This is a genomic window from Streptomyces carpinensis, from assembly GCF_002154505.1.
GTDB lineage: Bacteria > Actinomycetota > Actinomycetes > Streptomycetales > Streptomycetaceae > Streptomyces > Streptomyces carpinensis.
In genome coordinates this window covers 1-16,835 of the sequence record NZ_MUBM01000126.1, presented here as the reverse complement: position 1 = coordinate 16,835, position 16,835 = coordinate 1, and the positions used below count along the sequence as shown (strand labels likewise).

General features: G+C 72.0%; 14 protein-coding genes and 1 pseudogene. 9 read left to right on the top strand and 6 right to left on the bottom strand.

The window, feature by feature from the left end; translation table 11 throughout:
• Positions 1-523 precede the first annotated feature (523 nt).
• Positions 524-1,546 carry a LacI family DNA-binding transcriptional regulator gene (locus BZY54_RS17735; RefSeq protein ID WP_086726173.1) on the bottom strand — a complete coding sequence of 341 codons (1,023 nt, stop codon included), beginning with the start codon at positions 1,544-1,546 and terminating at the stop codon, positions 524-526.
• Positions 1,547-1,627: 81 nt separating this feature from the next.
• Here BZY54_RS17735 and BZY54_RS17730 point away from each other — a divergent pair.
• A pseudogene (locus BZY54_RS17730) lies at positions 1,628-1,979 on the top strand (carbohydrate ABC transporter permease); the annotation flags it as partial.
• A gap of 146 nt (positions 1,980-2,125) precedes the next feature.
• Here BZY54_RS17730 and BZY54_RS17725 read toward each other — a convergent pair.
• Entirely contained in the window at positions 2,126-2,773 is a 648-nt protein-coding gene (locus BZY54_RS17725) for a hypothetical protein (RefSeq protein WP_244217209.1), read from the bottom strand.
• Positions 2,774-3,116: 343 nt separating this feature from the next.
• On the opposite strand from BZY54_RS17725, the gene BZY54_RS54765 reads away from it, so the two are divergent.
• Together BZY54_RS54765 and BZY54_RS17720 are read left to right on the top strand one after the other, a co-directional pair.
• A complete protein-coding gene (locus BZY54_RS54765; RefSeq protein ID WP_279634689.1) occupies positions 3,117-3,245 on the top strand; it encodes a hypothetical protein in 129 nt (42 codons plus the stop codon).
• Between the two features lie 103 nt (positions 3,246-3,348).
• A complete protein-coding gene (locus tag BZY54_RS17720) occupies positions 3,349-4,695 on the top strand; it encodes a dicarboxylate/amino acid:cation symporter (protein ID WP_086726170.1) in 1,347 nt (448 codons plus the stop codon).
• Between the two features lie 103 nt (positions 4,696-4,798).
• On the opposite strand, the gene BZY54_RS17715 is transcribed toward BZY54_RS17720, so the two are convergent.
• Together BZY54_RS17715 and BZY54_RS17710 are read right to left on the bottom strand one after the other, a co-directional pair.
• Positions 4,799-5,563 carry a glucose 1-dehydrogenase gene (locus BZY54_RS17715; RefSeq protein WP_086726169.1) on the bottom strand — a complete coding sequence of 255 codons (765 nt, stop codon included), beginning with the start codon at positions 5,561-5,563 and terminating at the stop codon, positions 4,799-4,801.
• 44 nt (positions 5,564-5,607) lie between these two features.
• A complete protein-coding gene (locus tag BZY54_RS17710; RefSeq protein WP_086726168.1) occupies positions 5,608-6,393 on the bottom strand; it encodes an SDR family NAD(P)-dependent oxidoreductase in 786 nt (261 codons plus the stop codon).
• A gap of 165 nt (positions 6,394-6,558) precedes the next feature.
• Between BZY54_RS17710 and BZY54_RS17705 the strand changes: the two genes are divergently transcribed.
• Positions 6,559-7,173 carry a TetR family transcriptional regulator gene (locus BZY54_RS17705; RefSeq protein WP_167414014.1) on the top strand — a complete coding sequence of 205 codons (615 nt, stop codon included), beginning with the start codon at positions 6,559-6,561 and terminating at the stop codon, positions 7,171-7,173.
• Positions 7,174-7,363: 190 nt separating this feature from the next.
• On the opposite strand, the gene BZY54_RS17700 is transcribed toward BZY54_RS17705, so the two are convergent.
• A complete protein-coding gene (locus BZY54_RS17700; protein WP_086726171.1) occupies positions 7,364-8,431 on the bottom strand; it encodes a LacI family DNA-binding transcriptional regulator in 1,068 nt (355 codons plus the stop codon).
• 188 nt (positions 8,432-8,619) lie between these two features.
• On the opposite strand from BZY54_RS17700, the gene BZY54_RS17695 reads away from it, so the two are divergent.
• Positions 8,620-10,161, top strand: a complete 1,542-nt coding sequence (locus BZY54_RS17695) for a right-handed parallel beta-helix repeat-containing protein (protein ID WP_244217207.1) — start codon at positions 8,620-8,622, stop codon at positions 10,159-10,161.
• Positions 10,162-10,164: 3 nt separating this feature from the next.
• Here the strand turns inward: BZY54_RS17695 and BZY54_RS17690 are convergent, their stop codons facing one another.
• Complete coding sequence (locus BZY54_RS17690; protein WP_086726165.1) at positions 10,165-12,171, bottom strand: DUF2264 domain-containing protein; 2,007 nt, start codon at positions 12,169-12,171, stop codon at positions 10,165-10,167.
• Between the two features lie 313 nt (positions 12,172-12,484).
• On the opposite strand from BZY54_RS17690, the gene BZY54_RS17685 reads away from it, so the two are divergent.
• The 4 genes from BZY54_RS17685 to BZY54_RS17670 all read left to right on the top strand — a co-directional run bounded on the left by BZY54_RS17685 (position 12,485) and on the right by BZY54_RS17670 (position 16,803).
• Positions 12,485-13,828: an ABC transporter substrate-binding protein gene (locus tag BZY54_RS17685; RefSeq protein ID WP_086726164.1), complete on the top strand. Its 1,344-nt coding sequence runs from the start codon at positions 12,485-12,487 to the stop codon at positions 13,826-13,828.
• Positions 13,825-14,811, top strand: coding sequence for a carbohydrate ABC transporter permease (locus tag BZY54_RS17680; RefSeq protein WP_086726163.1), 987 nt, complete (start codon positions 13,825-13,827; stop codon positions 14,809-14,811). Before BZY54_RS17685 ends, BZY54_RS17680 begins: the two co-directional genes overlap by 4 nt.
• Positions 14,808-15,689 (top strand): carbohydrate ABC transporter permease, encoded by an 882-nt coding sequence (locus tag BZY54_RS17675; protein ID WP_086726162.1) that lies wholly within the window; start codon positions 14,808-14,810, stop codon positions 15,687-15,689. Before BZY54_RS17680 ends, BZY54_RS17675 begins: the two co-directional genes overlap by 4 nt.
• Before the next feature lie 130 nt (positions 15,690-15,819).
• The gene (locus BZY54_RS17670) at positions 15,820-16,803 is read left to right on the top strand and encodes a hydroxyacid dehydrogenase (protein ID WP_167414015.1); all 984 of its coding nucleotides are present in this window, start codon (positions 15,820-15,822) and stop codon (positions 16,801-16,803) included.
• The last annotated feature ends 32 nt before the right edge of the window (positions 16,804-16,835 follow it).

The following is a 16,835-nucleotide window of genomic DNA, read 5'->3' as shown; positions in this document are numbered from 1 at the left end:
GCCTCCGACGCCCCACGCCGTCGGGCGTCCGGCACTGTAGCGCCGCCCGCCCGTCCGCCGATCTCCCCGCCCGCGGTGCGGACTTCCGCCGCCCGCCCGGGCCGGGCCGCGCTCCCCCACGGCCGGCAGAGTGCCGCTCACGAGGCACCGTGGTCGACATCGCACAGTCACTTCGACGACCGCGGCGTACGCACCGCACCCCGACCGGCCCCGCACCACACGGCCACACCCCGACCGGCCTCTCACATACGAACCGTCCCCACCGGCCTCGCACCACACGGACCACACCCGGACCGGCCTCGCACATACGAACCGTCCCCACCGGCCTCGCACCACACGTACCGCACCCCCACCGGCCTCGCACGATCGGGTTCGGCGACCGGCGCACGGTCGACATTGGCGGCGGCGCGCCGTCGACACACCGCGCCGGCGGCACACGGCCGGCTGCGGCCCCGGCCGCACACGGTCGGCCCCGGCACACGCAACGCGGCGCCGACTGCGGCGACCCCGCCTCTTGCCCCGCTCAGTCCCCCGTGCTCTCCCGCACGATCAACCGGTGGCTCACCACGCGGTCCTGCGGCGGGTCCGATTCCGGGTCGTCGATGCGGTCGAGCAGGAGGGACACGGCGGAGCGGGCGATCTCCTCCTTGTCCGGGGCCACGGTCGTCAGGCTGGGCACGCTGAAGCGGGAGGCCTCGATGTCGTCGAAGCCCATGACGTCGAGGTCGCGCGGGACCGACAGGCCCGCCTCGTGCAGGGCGCGCAGCGCGCCCAGGGCCAGGTGGTCGTTCAGGCACAGCAGCGCGTCGGGCCGCTCGCGGCGGGCGACCGCCATGGCCGCCGCGCGGGCCCCGTCCTGCCAGTGGTACGCCTCCACCGGCACCACGAGGCTTTCACGGAAGGGCAGTCCGGCGGCGGCGAGTGCCTCGCGGTAGCCGTCGGTGCGCAGCCGGTCGGTGCCCTGGCGGCCGCGGACGGCTCCGCCGATGACCGCGATGCGCCTGCGCCCACGGGAGAGCAGGTGTTCGGTCGCCTCTCGTGCCGCGCCCACGTTGTCGATGCCGACGTGGTCGGTGGTGCCCTCGGCGGGGCGTTCGCCGAGCAGGACCACGGGCAGTCGCCGGTCGCGGGTGGCGAGGTCGCGCGGGACCAGGGAGAGCGGGCTGAGGATGACACCGTCGGAGAACTGCGCGTCGAAGCCGTGCAGGGCGGCGAGTTCGCGTTCGCGTACCTTCCCGGTCTGGTGCAGCAGAACGGTGCGTCCCCGGCGGTCGGCCTCGGCGATGACGTGCTTGGCCAGCTCGGCGAAGTAGGCGACGTCGAGTTCCGGGACGGCGAGGGTGATCATCCCGGTGCGGCCCTGGCGGAGTTGACGGCCCGCGATGTTGACGCGGTAGCCGAGGGCGTCGATCGCCTCGCGGACGGCGGCACGGGTCTGGTCCGACACGTGCTCGAAGTCGTTGATGACGTTGGAGACGGTCTTGGGCGAGACACCCGCGTACTCCGCCACGTCCTTGATCCTGGGTCTGGCCGCCACGCCGATCATCCTTCCGCCGCCCGCGATCATACCGAGCCGTCACGAACGGGTTTCGGCGGAACCGGCGCCCGCGGAGCTGTTGACATCGACGACTCGCTGCGGCGCGAGTTGGAGGAGGCCGCCCGCATCGACGGCGCGGGGCAGTGGCGGATCTTCCGGTTTGTGCTACTGCCGCTGTCGCGGCCGATGTCGGCGGCCGTGTCGATCTTCGTGTTCATCGGCGCGTGGAACAACTTCCTGTGGCCCTTCGTCTCCACGTCCGACCCGCCCTGATGACCCTGCCGGTGGGCATCACCTCGGTGAAGAACGCCTACGGCATCCAGTACGCGCAGCCATGGCCTCCGCCGTGCCGGCGGCGGCGCTGCCTCTCGTGGTGGTCCTCATGTTCTTCCAGCGGCACATCGTGAAGTCGGTCGCGACGACGGGACGGGACGGGCGGTGAGACGCCGCCGAGCCCCGGCCCACCGTACGGATTCCCCGGTGGGCGGGGCGGATCCCTGCCGGCCAGGGGCGAGGCGGTCGAGCAGGCCCGAAGGCACAAGGCTCACGAACCTCTCGCGGCGGTCCGCGCGGCCGGCGGCCGGCCGGTCATCCGTGGTGCAGCCAGACGCGCAGCGGACCGAGCGCCTCGAAGCCGTGCCGGAGGGCGGCGTCCAGGTCCTCGCCGTGCTCGTAACCGACGACGGGAACGGCCGGGAACAACCGGTGCACCGCTTCGAGCACCACCGGCCAGGCCACGTCGGGTCCGCCCTCGACCGCGAAGACGTTGGAGATCCCGACCACGTCCTTCCCGCGGCTCGCCACCGCTCCGGCGGTCACCCTGCCCTCGGAGGACCGCCCCGCGAGCACGAACGTGTCCGGGTCGTCGAGGAGCCCGGGCCGGAAGAGCCCGTCATTGCCCTCACCGCCGTCCCACGCGAGCGCCCAGTCCCGCAGCGAGGCGGAGTCGGCGACCACGTCCCACGCCAGAGCGCGAGGGGTGGCCGGCGCGATCGCGGGACGGTGGATCCACTGTGCCTCGAACAGCACCTCGAAGCCCGCCCCCGTCAGATCCAGGTCGGCGAAGCTGTCCTTGACACTGGCGCCGGGTGCGGCGGTGTCGATCCGGGCCACCAGTGCGGCCGGATCGGCGCCCGGCTCCAGCACCACCGCGTCGGGGTAGTACAGCGGCGGCCGTGCCGGGGAGGTCCAGGCCTGCCGCCCGAACTCGCCCGTCAGGCCGTGCGACCCGCTCATCGACGCGCACCACGCCGCGTTGTTGTGGGCCGCCGCCCGGATCAGGATCTGCTTCGTCTTCGTCGCCGTCACGAGTGTGGATCATGGCCTGTCCGGGTGTGCTCTGTCGAAGGGTTTCCCCGATCCACATGGACAGCAGGAGCACGTCAATCGAGCAGGGCCCGACGGATCCCGGCCAGGCTCGGGTGTGCGCCGGGAGGGGACTCGGCTCCCGAGGCCCGGCGCAGGAGAGCGCAGCTTCGGTGCGGCAGTGCGGTACGGCACGGTTTTCCCACGGGTGGGACCATCGTCTGCCAAAGACTCGCTTTGATGTTCTCAAAGTACAAGTGTTAACGTTCCTCTCATGAAGACAGCAGCCGCGCACCGCGCCGACGCCCCTCGCGGCGTCAGCGGCGCCGCCATGAGCGTGCCGCTCGTGGCGCGCCTGCATGTCGATCTCTGCCGCTGCATGTCCGCGGCTTGTCGCGCCTGATCGCGATCTCCTCGATGCAGCGGCGCCGTTGACACGTTCCTACGGTCGCCGCTCCCGTACGTCCCGCTCATCCCTTTCCGCGCGTCCTTACTGGAGTGTGTGCGTGTCCGCGAACACCGACGATCCGAAGCCCACGAAGTCCGGCTTCCGGATACCCATCCCCTTCTGGGCCCAGGTCCTGCTCGGCCTCGCCGTCGGCCTGATCCTCGGCTTCGTGGCCCGGACCTACGACGTGTCCTGGCTCGCCACCACCCTCGACAAGGTGGGCGGCATCTTCGTGCAGCTGCTGAAGCTGGCCGTGGCCCCGCTGGTCTTCTTCGCGATCATGGTGTCCATCACCAACCTGCGGAAGGTCAACAACGCGGCCCGCCTGGCCGGCCGCACCCTGCTCTGGTTCATGATCACCTCGCTGATCGCGGTCGTCATCGGCCTCGCCATCGGCCTGATCTCCAACCCGGGCTCCGGCTCCGACCTCACCCCGGCCGACGGCGCCAAGCCGGACCACGCCGGCAGCTGGCTGGACTTCCTGACCGGCATCATCCCGACCGATGTCGTCACTCCGTTCACGGAGCTCAACGTCCTGCAGATCGTCTTCATGGCGGTCGTCGCCGGTATCGCGGTCCTCAAGATCGGTCCGAAGGCCCAGCCGATCCTCACCCTCTCAGAGTCCGTCCTGGAGCTGCTGCAGAAGGCCCTGTGGTGGGTGATCCTGCTCGCCCCGATCGGCTCCGCGGGCCTCATCGGCCGTGCCATCGTGCAGTACGGCTGGAACCTGCTCGGCAACTACGCGACCTTCACCGTCGACATCTACGTCGGCTGCGCCCTGGTCCTGTTCGGTGTCTACCCGCTGCTGCTGGCGACCGTCGCCAAGCTCAACCCGCTGCAGTTCTTCAAGGGCGCCTGGCCCGCCATCCAGCTGGCGTTCGTCTCCCGCTCCTCGGTCGGCACCATGCCGGTCACCCAGCAGTCGGCGATCCGCCTCGGCGTCCCGAAGGACTACGCCTCCTTCGCCGTGCCCTTCGGCGCGACCACCAAGATGGACGGCTGCGCCGCGATCTACCCGGCCATCTCCGCGATCTTCGTGGCACAGATCTTCGACGTGCACCTCGGCATCAAGGAGTACCTGCTCATCGCCTTCGTCTCGGTGATCGGCTCCGCGGCCACCGCCGGCCTGACGGGCGCCACGGTCATGCTGACGCTCACGCTGTCCACCCTCGGGCTGCCGATGGAGGGCGTGGGCCTGCTCCTCGCGATCGACCCGATCCTGGACATGATGCGCACCGCCACCAACGTGGCCGGCCAGGCCCTCGTCCCGGTCCTCGTCTCGGCCCGCGAGAAGATCCTGGACCGTGCGAAGTACGACCACGCGTCGGCCTCCCCGGTCGCCGACACGGAGAGCGTCCACGCCCACCCGCAGCAGGCCGAGCAGCCCGTCGCGGTGGCCGGCTGACACCGCCCCGCCCCTGACGCCGCCGCACTCCGCCCTGCCGATCACCGATCGGCAGGGCGGAGTGCTGTCCGGCCCGGGGCGCTGCCCCGGGGCATGTCCGACGTCACTGCCCCATGACGTACTTGACGGTCGGGCCGGTGGTCCAGCCGCCGTCCACCGCCAGCTCGGCGCCGGTGACGTACGACGCGGCGTCCGAGAGCAGGAACACGACCGCGCCGGCGATCTCCTGCGGCTCGCCGACCCGGCCCATGGGCGTGTTGGGGTACTTGCCCTCGCCCGTCTCGATGCCGACGGCCGCCGTCATCGGGGTGTACGTCATGCCCGGGTGGACCGAGTTCACGCGGATCCGGGCCGTGCCCAGCTCCACCGCGCCGATCTTCGTCAGCCCCCGCACGCCCCACTTGGAGGCGCCGTAGCCGGCCGTCAGGGCGAGCCCCATCAGGCCGGCCGCGGAGGAGACGTTGACGATCGACCCGCCGCCGTTGCCGTTCATCACCGGAATGACCGTCTTCATGCCGATGAACACGCCCGTGAGGTTGATGTCGAGCACCTTGCGGAAGTGCTCCACGGACTCGGACTCCAGGAACTGCCCGGTCGAGATGCCCGCGTTGTTGACGAGGCCGTCGACACCGCCGAACTCGGCGACGGTGAAGTCCGCGACGTGCTGCCAGTCCTTCTCGGAGGTGACGTCGTGGTGCACGAAGCGGGCGTTCGCGCCGAGTTCGGCGGCGGTGGCCTCGCCCTCGCCGTCCAGGACATCGGTGATCACCACGCTGGACCCGGCCGCTACGGCCTGGCGGGCCGCCTCGGCTCCGAGTCCCCGGGCGCCGCCGGTGATGATCACGCTCTTTCCGGTGAGGTTGTTCATGGGTTCGCTCCTTGGATGCTGTCCGGGCGGGCTGGACGCCGCCGTCAGAAGTGGGTGCCGCCGTCGACGCGGATCTCGGTGCCGGTGATGAACCTGCCGTCCTCGGAGCCGAGCATCGCCACCACGGACGCCACCGTCTCGGGGCCGGCGAACCCCTGGCCGAGCGCCGGGGAGAGCTTCGCGAACAGACTCATGTCGGCGTCCTCCGGCAGCCCCGGACCCGTGCTCTGCCCGCTGGCGCCGCTCCCGTCGGTCATGCCGGACGATATGGACCCCGGCTGGACGGCGGTGAAGCGGATGCCCTGCTCGGCGTACTCGCCGGCCAGCGCGTGCGTCATGGACTGGATGCCGCCCTTGCTCGCCGCGTAGGCCGCCATGTAGGGGTGCGCGAACGCCGCCGAGGTCGAACTGAAGTTGACGACCGCGGCGTCCCGGCCCTCGAGCAGCGCCGGAATGCACTGGCGGATCACGAGGAAGGTGCCGACGAGGTTGACCTGGAGGACGCGGGTGAAGTCCTGAAGGCTCGTCTCGTGGGTGTGCGAGGAGCGCAGGATTCCCGCCGCGTTGACCAGCACGTCCAGGCCGCCGAGCGCGGCGAGCGCGGCGCCCACCCCGTCGCGTACCGAGGCCTCGTCGGCGATGTCGACGACCAGTGTGGTGAGGCGGTCCGCGTGGGAGCCGGCCTTCTCGACGGTGTCCTTCAGACCCGCCTCGCTGACGTCCGCGGCCACGACGGTGCCGCCCTCCGCGAGGATGCGCAGCACGGTGGCCTGGCCGATGCCCGAGCCGCCGCCGGTGATCAGGGCGCGACGGCTTTCGTAGCGGTTCATGCGTGTTCTCCAACCCGGCCGCGCAGGTGTCCGGCGCGGCCTCTGTGACGCCGGCCTCTGACCTGCCGACGCGCTCGATACGCGCTTCACGTTACGCCTGGGTGACACGTTTTGCCATCTCGACATTGCATGCCAGGCGCTGGCCGGAAGCCGTACCCTTCTGCCGTGAGCACGAAGCAGCCGTCACCGTCCCTGACCGAGCGCCGAAAGGCCGCCACACAACTCGAGATCGCGCACGCGGCCGCGGAACTGTTCGCCACGCGCGGTCCGGACGGCACGACAGCCGAGGAGATCGCCCGGCACGCCGGCGTCGCGCTGCGGACCTTCTACCGGTACTTCCGCTCCAAGCAGGACGCGGTGAGCCCGCTGCTCGCGACCGGTGCCGACCGCTGGCGGGCACTGCTGGAGGCGACCGAGCCGGGCACGCCACTGCCCCGGGCGTTGGAGGCCGCTGTCGAACAGGCCCTGTCCGCACCGGACGAGAAGGCCGCCCAGGCGCTGCTGCGCACCCGCGGGCTTCTGCGGGCCGCGGCCGGCGATCCCGCGCTGCGAGCGGTGTGGTACCGGGTGAACCAGGAATCCGAGGAACGGCTCGTCCCGGTGATCGCCCGGCTCGCCGGCGACGACGCCGAACCGCTGGAGGTACGGCTCGCCGCGGCCGCCGCCACGGACGCGATCCGGATCGCCCTGGAGACCTGGGCCGGCACGGAGGCCGGGACCGCGGGGCCGGACTCCCCCGCCGGGCTCGCGGTCCGCTGTCTGCGCCGGCTCGTCAGGTGAGCGCTGCCGCGCCGGGTGGTGAGGGGGGCCGTCCGACGCCGGGTGGCCGGGTGCGCCGAACCCCACCCGGTCGTCGCGGGAGCCGCACGGCACCGGGCGGGACCGCGGTGTACGTCATCACGTCGGGCAGCGAGCGCACCTCATGTGCCCCCTCCCTGCGAGCGGCGGGTGTCCCGGGGGCCGGCGGGTGTCAGGCGGCCGGCGTCCCGCCGCAGGAGGCGCGCACCTTGAGTTCGGGGAGCAGCTCGACCCGGTGGACCGGCAGGGAGGAGCCGTGCCGCAGCCGTCGGAGCAGCAGGTCGACGGCGGCGGCGCCGACGGCCCGCTTGGGCGGGGCCACCGCGGTCAGCGGCGGTGCGCCGAGCGCCGCGAAGACGTCGTCGTAGCTGATCAGCGCCAGGTCCTCGGGCACGGACAGGCCTCGCGCGCGCAGCAGCGCCGGAAGCTGGATGGCGTCCTGGTCGTTGTGCACGAGCGCCGCGCGCACACCTCGCTCGACCGCCTCGGCGAGCTTGCGGGTCACCGACTCCGGAGCCGTGGCCGGATCCTCGATGTCGATCACCGGTTGCGGCCTCAGGCCGAGGGTCTCGCAGCCTTCGGCGTACCCACTGCGTACCTTCAGCGCGGTCCAGGTGTCGCAGCGGGCGGCGAGGACGACGGTGCCGTGCCCGAGTGCGGCCAGGTGGCGCAGGGCGAGCAGGACGCCGTGGTGGTGGTCGGAGCTGACCGAGTCGAGTTCCGCCGCGGGCGCGCCGGCGGCGGCGCGGCGTTCCACCAGCACGGTCGGGACCGGCAGCTCGTTGAGCCACAGCCGGTCCTCGGGGTTGTTCGTGGAGAGCCAGTTGGGGGTGAGCATCAGGCCCTCGGCGCCCGACTTCAGCAGCTGTTCCGCCTGGGCCCGGTCGGCCCCCGGGTCGTAGGAGGAGATGCCCAGCATCAGATGGGCGCCCGCGTCGGCGGCGGCGGCCCGGGCACCGGCGATCACCTCGTCGAAGTACTGGCTGACGGTGTGGCTCACCGTGGGCACGATCAGCCCCATGGTGCGGGCGTCGGCCGCCGAGCCCGTGCGCTCGTCAGGCCCCGAGACCGAGCCGTGCGAGCGGCGCACCAGGCCGGCTTCGGCGAGGGCCGCGACGTCCCGGCGCACGGTGACCGCCGGGAGGTCCAGGCGGGCCGCGAGGTCCGTCACCCGTACCGTGCCGAGCCGGCGCACGACCTCGAGGATCCGCGTCCGGCGCTCGTCAGCCGCGATCGACATCACGGTCCCTTTCTCACCCGACATGACTCACCGTGAGCATATCATTCGATCCAACATTGATCTACTGCTCAGCTTGCGCGAATTGGCTACTGGTTGATCGAAATTCGATCGAGTAGTCCATTTGTATTGACTCGATCAGTCACCACTCCTAGCTTCGGGGCCCCCTAGCAGCGCAGGAGAGCATCTCCATGAGAGACAGAGCATTCCGTACCGGGCGCATATCCGGGAGTCCCCTGTTCCGGACGGCTCGCGCGTTCACCACAGGTCTCGCCGTCGTCGCGACGGTGGCCACGGCGGCCACCGTGCTCACCGCCGCCCCGGCCGCCGCCTCCGGGAACACCGTGTACCTGGACTGTTCCCGGTCCATCGACGGCACCGGCTCCCCGGGGCACCCGTACACCACTGTGGCATCCGTCAACGCCCGGACGTTCCACCCCGGTGACACCCTCGCCATCGCCTCCGGCACGACCTGCCACGGCACGCTCGCCCCGAAGGGCAGCGGAACCGCCGCCGCGCCGATCACCATCGTCCCCTACGGCACCGGTGACGCCCCCGTCATCGACGCCGACGGCGCCGAGAACGCGCTCCACCTGACCAACCAGGACCACTGGAGGATCGGAGCGATCAAGCTGACCAACCCGGCGAGCGGCACGGCCCAGCGGCAGGGACTGCTCATCGAGTCCACGGACGGCCGCACGCACTCCGGCTTCGACGTCGACGGCCTCATCGTCGACAAGGTCGCGGGAGAGACCGACAAGGCGGCCCACGCCACGGCGTTCGCCATGTCCGCCTGCATCCGCACCGGCGCGTCCGGCCCCGACTCCCTGCTCGCCGACGTCCACGTCCACGGCACCAGCGTCGGCAACTGCGGCGGCGGCGGCATCAAGGTGCGCGTGGGCACCGTCAACACCCGCCTGGGCCAGCGCGTCCACGTCGACCACAACACCATCAGCGCGGTCGGCGGGGACGGCATCATCGTCTCCTACGCCGAGTCGCCGATGATCGAGTACAACACCGCCGCCGACCTCGGCACCGGCGCCTACCCGTGGACGGGCGGCAACTTCGCCGGCATCTGGGTGCTCGGCGACCACGACGCGACCATCCAGAAGAACGTCGTTCACGGCAGCATCATGTCCGCCTTCGACAGCGAGGCCTTCGACTGCGACTGGGGCAACACCGGCACCTGCACGGTGCAGTACAACTTCAGCCGGGACAACGCCGGCGGCCTCTTCCTGGACTGCGACGGCTGCGGAACGGTCGGCGGGGCCACCGAGGTGGTGCGGTACAACGTCTCGCAGAACGACTGCCGCATGGTCAGCGGCGGTTCGGGCGGCTGGTCGTCCCTGCGCTTCTACAACAACGTGGTCTACTGCACCGGCCGGAGGCTCGACGTCACGGTGCCCGCGAACAGCATCCTGGAGAACAACGTCTGGGTGGCCTCCGAGGACTCGCGGCTGCCCACCGGTTCCGGCGTCTCCTGGCAGTGGAACGTCTTCCAGGGCGTCCCGCGGCCGACCGCCAACGGCATCGAGGGCGACCCGCAGTTCGTCGACCCTGGCACGGGCGGCGACACCCTCGGCTCCGCGGGCGGCTACCGGCTGAAGGCCACCTCCCCCGCGCTGGGCAACGGCGGCATCGTCCCGGACAACGGCGGCCGCGACTACTGGGGCGACGCGGTGTCGTCCACCGCCAAGCCCAACCGGGGCGCGTACAACGGCCCTGGTCTGTGACCGTCAGCCACGGTCCTGGGTGACGGTCACCGCGCCCGCCCCGATCAGGGCCTCGCACCGGCTGCCGTCGGGCCGTTCGACGAGCAGCCGGTATCCCTCCGGCGTGGGTTCGGCCACGGTCCGTACGGCCGCTCGCGCGGCCGTATCGGCTCCGCTCAGCCGTGTCAGCGACACGAACAGGCAGGCCGCGGGCCCGGCTTGGCCCGTGCCCGGACCACCCGTTTCCTCGCCCGGCCCCCGGCCCGCGCCCCGGTCGTCCACGCCGCCGGTGACCGTCCCGGTCAGCACCGGCATCGCGCCCGCCGGCCCGAGAGCGGTGCCCGCCGGCAGCGTCGTGACGGTCGCGGCGCGAAAGCCGTGCAGGGCTACGGCCTCGGAGACCAGCTCGGGCCCGGTGGCCCGCGCCCGCGCCCACCCGCCGGTCACGGCCGTCTCCACCGCGCTTCCGGCCACGGCCCAGCCCGTGTGCCGCACGCCGGTTCCCGCGGCGGCTCCCGTGACCAGGTGTGCGTGGATCTCCTCGGCCCCCGTGGCGAGCACCAGTGTGGTGACGCCGACGCCCGGCAGTGCGGTGCCCTTGATGCGGGGCCGGTGGGCGGAGGCCGCCCAGCCGGGTCCTGTGCCGAGCGGGGCGATCGGGCCGCGCTCGCTCGCCTCGCCCTCGACCAGGAGCGCGAAGTGGTTGTCGGCGGTGCCTTCGAGCACCGGACCGGTGACGGTGGAGTACGCCAGGCGCGCGTACAGCGGGTCGTCGGGCAGGACCTCGTCCGCCGGCTGGTTGTCGCTGCCGTGGTTGTGCACGCGTACGATCCCGTCGGCGGCCGTGGACTGCACCAGCCAGCCCGGCCCGGGCAGCGGGCGTACGGCGTCGCCGCGCTCGACCGGTGCGGGTTCCTCGACGTCGGTCCACACCGGGTGTCCGGGCGGCAGCAGCAGACCGAGGAAGCCCTTGCTCGCCCAGTACGGCGAGGCGGGGCCCGAGTACGGCTGCACCATCGCCGGGCAGGGGCCGAACCAGCCGAGCGTGAGCAGGCCGCCGTCGTCCACGGCGCCGCCGTCGAGGAAGTGCCGCAGGGCACCGGAGGCCAGCCGCCGGGTGGTGCCCGGGGTGAGCGGGCTGTGGCCGGTCAGGGCGCCGGCCCACAGCGCGGCGGCGGAGGCGAACCGGTAGATGAGCGAACGGCCCTGGTGCAGCGGGGCGCCGCCGGCGCCGAAGGTGCGCGCGTACTGCTCCAAGTGGGCCGCGAGCCGTGTCCCGTAACGGTCGAGGAGCCGGCCGTCGTCCGCCAGGTGGGCGTGCAGGACCGGGTAGAGGTGGAAGGCCCACCCGTTGTAGTGGTCGAAGGCGCGGGGCCGGCCGTCGGTGTACCAGCCGTCGCCCAGGTACCACTGTTCGACGCGGGCCAGGCCCCGCTCAACGGCCCGTTCGGCGGCCTCCGTGCGGTGCCCCGACTCGGCGAGGAAGCCGCCGACGGTGACCTGGAACAGCCACCAGTTGTTGTCGACGGGCGTGTGGTGCAGCGCGCCGGTGAGCCAGTCGGCCGTCCGGGTCCGGGTCCGCTCGGGAAGGCGGTCCCACAGCCAGGGCCGGGTCAGACGGAGGGCGAGCGCGACCGAGGCCGCCTCGACCATGGCCTGTCCGCGGTCGGTGACCGCTGGCCACGCGACCGGGTCGCGGCCGGTGAGCTCCCGCTCCGTGGTGGGGGATCGCGTGCCCGCGGCCAGGCCCTCGGCGTACCGGTCGAGCAGTCCCAGTGGGTCCCGGCCGCCGGCTCCCGCGATGCGGAGGGCGGCCAGGAGGAACGTGCGCGCGTAGCCCTCCAGTCCGTCCGAGCGCGGCCCGGACCAGCTCGGGCGCGGACCCGGCAGGTTGATCAGTGCGTGGCCGGGTCCGGCGTGCCGCAGCGCCGCGGTGAGCAGGGCGTCCGCCGCGGCCTCCCAGTGGGCGCGGCCCCACCCGGTGTACGGGCTCAGGGAGCGGTCCTCGGGTGGGAAGGGCGGGTGCGGCATGGTGGGGGCTCCTCGCTCGGGGGCTGTGAATCTAGAAGGCGACGGATCGATCGTCAATCGAGTTGATCGAATGATCCTGTCCTGTGGCGCACCGTGCAGGCGAAATCCTCATGGATCCCCACAAGTCGTGGCGGTTCAAGCACTCGCAGTCCGATCAGCTACGATCGTTCGATCGAAAGGTATTGACTTCGATCTGAAGTGCTCTCAGGATGGCCGTGCCCGGGCCTGACGGCCCCGGAGTCCGGCCGGTCCTCGTGCGCCGCCGACTCCCCACCGGGCGACCACACCCGTCCCGTCCCTCAGGAGCCGAGCCATGTCCGCTGCCCCCTCCCGCAGTCGCAGAGCCCTCCGCGCCGCCGCCGCGCTCACCGCCGCCGCCCTGTCCGCCACCCTCCTCGCCGCCTGCGGCAGCGACGACGACAACCCGCCGGCCGGCGCCGGCAAGGCCGTCGACATCACCTTCTGGGGCTGGGCCAAGGGCACCAAGGAAGTCGTGGCCGCCTTCAACGCCTCGCACAAGGACGTCCACGTCGGCTACGAGGAGATCCCCTCCGGGGCGGCCGGCGGTTACGCCAAGCTCTCCAACGCGGTCAAGGCCGGCAACGCCCCCGACGTCTTCAACGTCGAGTACCCGCAGCTGCCGGACTTCGTCAGCCAGGGCGCCGTCCAGGACATCAGCAAGTACGTCGGCGCCGACCTCAAGGCCAAGTACCTCCCGCAGGCGGTGCAGTTGACCACCCTCGGCGGCGCCACCTACGCACTGCCGCTGGACGCCGCGCCGCAGGTCTTCTACTACCGCAAGGACCTGTTCGCCAAGGCCGGCATCAAGACGGCGCCCAAGACCTGGGACGAGTTCCGCACCGCCGCCGGGAAGCTGCGGAAGGCCCAACCCGGCGCCCGCATCGCCACCTTCTTCCCGGACGACCCGACCACCTTCGAGGCCATGGCCTGGCAGGCCGGCGCCCAGTGGTTCGGCACCGCCGGCGACTCCTGGCAGGTGAGCCTGGACGGGCCCGAGACCACGAAGGTCGCCGACTACTGGCAGAAGATGATCGACGACGACCTGGTCCGCGTCGAGCCGTCCTTCAGCCAGCAGTGGACAGCCTCGCTGCAGAAGGGCCAGACCGCCGGCTACCTCGGCGCCTCCTGGGGCGGCGGCGTGCTGAAGGGCACGCTCCCCAAGGACCAGGCGGGCAAGTGGGCCGTCGCCCCGATGCCCAGCTGGAACGGCGACGCGGCGAGCGGCATGCTCGGCGGAAGCACCTTCGCCGTGTCCAAGGACAGCAAGAAGGCGAAGGCCGCGGTCGAGTTCGCCACCTGGGCCACCACCACGCCCGAGGGGATCGAGGCCCGGATCTCCGCCGGTGACTCCTCCGTCTACCCCGCCGACCCCGAGCTGGTCCCGGTCGCCGCGAAGGCGTTCAAGGCCGACTTCTACGGCGGGCAGGACGTCTACGGCGTCTACAGGAGCGGCGCGCGGTCGATCGGCCAGAAGTGGACCTGGGGTCCGGCCATGGGGGTCACCAACACCTCTCTGAAGGACTCCTTCGGGCGGCTCTCCTCCGGCTCCGGCACCATCGCCCAGGCCCTCGGGACCGCGCAGAAGGACACCGTCTCCGAGCTGAAGAACCGCGGTCTGAAGGTCTCCGCACGATGAGCCCGACCGTCCCGACCACGGCCCCCAGGGCCACCCGCGCGGTCTCCGCCGCGCCCTCCGCCCGTGCCGCCGCCGGACGGCGGCGGTACGGGGCGCCCATGGTGCTGCTCGCGCCGTTCTTCGTGCTCTTCACCGCCGCCACGCTCGTGCCGATCGGCTACGCCGTCTACCTCAGTCTCTTCGCCGAGCACCGGTCCGGCCTCGGCTTCGGCGGCGGCGAGACGGTCTTCACCGGGCTGGGCAACTACACCCGCGCCCTGGGCGACGCCGCGTTCCGCGGCGGCTTCCTCAACCTCGCCCAGTACTGCCTGCTGTACATCCCGCTGATGATGTGCCTGGCGCTGGGGCTGGCCCTGCTGCTGGACTCCGCGCTCGTCCGGGCCCGCCGCTTCTTCCAGCTGGCGCTGTTCCTGCCGCACGCGGTGCCCGGCACCATCGCCGCCCTGGTCTGGGTGTACCTCTACACCCCGGGCATCAGCCCGGTGATCGGCGCGCTCAACTCCGTGGGCACCCGGGCCGACCTGCTGGGCCATCCGCTGCCGGCCGTCGTCAACATGGCCGTGTGGGAGTGGACCGGCTACAACTTGGTGATCTTCTTCGCCGCACTGCAGGCCATCCCGCGCGAGGTCCTGGAGGCCGCCCGTGTCGACGGTGCCGGGCCGCTGCGCACCGCGCTGAGCATCAAGGTGCCGCTGATCCGTTCCTCGCTCGCCGTCGTCGGCCTGTTCACCGTCATCGGCTCACTGCAGCTGTTCACCGAGCCGATGATCCTGCACGGCACCACCCCCAGCGTCGTCTCCACCTGGTCTCCCAACATGTACGCCTACACCGCGGCCTTCGAGCGGCACGACTACGGCCTGGCCGCCGCCTCCTCGGTCCTGCTCGCGCTGGCCGCCGCCGCGCTCTCCTTCGTCGTCACCCGGGCCACCCGCACCCGCAGCGGCCGCACCCGTCCGCACACCGAGACGGGAGCCGCCGTATGACCACCGCCATCGCACAGCCCGCGACCCCGCCCTCGGGGCGCCGCCCCTGGTCGCTGTCCAGAGCCGCCGTCAACGGCGCCCTGGTGCTGGCCACCGCCTACACCCTGCTGCCGCTCGGCTGGCTGCTGGCCGCCGCCGCCAAGAACACCGGTGACCTGCTCGGCGGTCGCACTCTGACCCCCTCCACCTGGCACCTGGGTGCCAACCTGCACGCCCTCGCCACCACCGGCGACGGCATCTACTTCCGCTGGTACCTCAACTCCCTGCTCTACGCCGGGATCGGCGCCCTGCTGTGCGCGCTGGTGTGCGTCTGCGCGGGCTACGCCTTCCACGTGTACTCCTTCCCCGGCAAGGAGCAGCTCTTCGGGCTGGTCCTGCTCGGCGTGCTGGTGCCCACCACCGCGCTCGCGCTGCCGATGTACCTGCTGGCCTCCAAGGTGGGCGTCGTCAACACCTTCTGGGCCGTGTTCGTCCCGAGTCTCGTCAACCCCTTCGGGGTCTACCTGGCTCGTGTCTTCTGCGCCGGGTACGTGCCCGGCGAGGCCCTGGAGGCGGCCCGCGTGGACGGCGCCGGCGAGCTGCGGACCTTCTGGTCGGTGGGCCTGCCCATGGTGATGCCCGGCCTCGTCACCGTCTTCCTGTTCCAGTTCACCGCCATCTGGAACAACTTCTTCCTCCCCCTGGTGATGCTCTCCGACGACCGGCTCTTCCCCGTGAGCCTCGGCCTGTACAGCTGGAACACCCAGACCCACGCCTTCCCCGAGTACTACCCGCTGGTCGTGACCGGCTCGCTGCTCGGCATCGTCCCGCTGGTCATCGCCTTCGTCGCCCTGCAACGCCACTGGAAGGCCGGCCTCACCGCGGGAAGCGTCAAGTAGCCCGGCACGGCCTCCCTACGACTCTGCCGCACACGCACCGGAGAACCGAGTGTCCAACCCCCCGACCGCACCCACCGCACAACCGAGCCCGGCCGGCTCCGGGCACCGGCGCCCGCGCACCCTGCTGGCCATGCACGCCGATCTCGCCGCCCGGCTGATCGACCGCGCCACCATGGCCCGGTTCACCGCGCTCGCCGACCTCGACCCCACGCTCGTCGTCGACGACTTCACGACCCCGCGGGCCGCCGCGGCGCTGCGCGAGACCGAGGTCATCGTCAGCAGCTGGGGCTGCCCGCCACTGGACGAGTCCGTCCTGGCCGGGGCGCCCGCGCTGCGCGCCGTCGTCCACGCCGCCGGGTCCGTCAAGCACCACGTCACGGACGCCTGCTGGCGCCGCGGCATCCAGGTCACCTCGGCGGCCTGGGCCAACGCCCTGCCGGTCGCCGAGTACACCGTGGCCTTCGTCCTGCTGGCCAACAAGCATCTGCTGCGCATGCGGGACGACTACCGGGCCCGGCGCGGTGTCCCGCACGACTGGCTGGCCGCCTACGCCCGCGCCGGGAACTACCGGCGTACGGTCGGTGTCGTCGGCGCCTCCCGGATCGGCCGCCGCGTCCTGGAACTGCTCCGCCCCCACGACCTCGACCTGCTGCTGCACGACCCGTACGTCGGCGCCGCGGAGGCCGAACTGCTCGGCGCCCGCTCGGTGGACCTCGACGAGCTGTGCGCGGCCAGCGACGTGGTCACCGTCCACGCCCCCGAACTCCCCTCCACCCGGCACCTCGTCGACCGGCGCCGGCTCGCCCTGCTGCGCGACGACGCGACCTTGGTCAACACCTCCCGCGGCTCCCTCATCGACCAGGAGGCACTGGTCGACGAACTCCTCACCGGCCGCCTCAACGCCGTCCTCGACGTCACCGAACCCGAGGTGCTGCCCGCCGACTCGCCCCTGTACGACCTGCCCAACGTCCTGCTCACCCCGCATGTGGCCGGCTCCCTCGGCGGTGAACTCCATCGCATGGCCGCGGCCGCCGCCGACGAACTCGCGCGCTACGCCGCCGGTCTCCCCTTCGCCCACCCCGTCCACCACGAGGACGCCACCCGCTCGGCCTGACCAGAAGCGTTCACGCGGCAAAGGCTAGGGCG

What these genes read in the sequence shown, in the direction of transcription:
- BZY54_RS54765 (WP_279634689.1), top strand. Translation starts at nt 3,117, where the DNA reads ATGAAGACAGCAGCCGCGCACCGCGCCGACGCCCCTCGCGGCGTCAGC.
- BZY54_RS17710 (WP_086726168.1), bottom strand. Translation starts at nt 6,393, where the DNA reads ATGAACCGCTACGAAAGCCGTCGCGCCCTGATCACCGGCGGCGGCTCG.
- BZY54_RS17725 (WP_244217209.1), bottom strand. Translation starts at nt 2,773, where the DNA reads ATGAGCGGGTCGCACGGCCTGACGGGCGAGTTCGGGCGGCAGGCCTGG.
- BZY54_RS17695 (WP_244217207.1), top strand. Translation starts at nt 8,620, where the DNA reads ATGAGAGACAGAGCATTCCGTACCGGGCGCATATCCGGGAGTCCCCTG.
- BZY54_RS17690 (WP_086726165.1), bottom strand. Translation starts at nt 12,171, where the DNA reads ATGCCGCACCCGCCCTTCCCACCCGAGGACCGCTCCCTGAGCCCGTAC.
- BZY54_RS17685 (WP_086726164.1), top strand. Translation starts at nt 12,485, where the DNA reads ATGTCCGCTGCCCCCTCCCGCAGTCGCAGAGCCCTCCGCGCCGCCGCC.
- BZY54_RS17680 (WP_086726163.1), top strand. Translation starts at nt 13,825, where the DNA reads ATGAGCCCGACCGTCCCGACCACGGCCCCCAGGGCCACCCGCGCGGTC.
- BZY54_RS17675 (WP_086726162.1), top strand. Translation starts at nt 14,808, where the DNA reads ATGACCACCGCCATCGCACAGCCCGCGACCCCGCCCTCGGGGCGCCGC.
- BZY54_RS17735 (WP_086726173.1), bottom strand. Translation starts at nt 1,546, where the DNA reads ATGATCGGCGTGGCGGCCAGACCCAGGATCAAGGACGTGGCGGAGTAC.
- BZY54_RS17670 (WP_167414015.1), top strand. Translation starts at nt 15,820, where the DNA reads ATGCACGCCGATCTCGCCGCCCGGCTGATCGACCGCGCCACCATGGCC.
- BZY54_RS17715 (WP_086726169.1), bottom strand. Translation starts at nt 5,563, where the DNA reads ATGAACAACCTCACCGGAAAGAGCGTGATCATCACCGGCGGCGCCCGG.
- BZY54_RS17700 (WP_086726171.1), bottom strand. Translation starts at nt 8,431, where the DNA reads ATGTCGATCGCGGCTGACGAGCGCCGGACGCGGATCCTCGAGGTCGTG.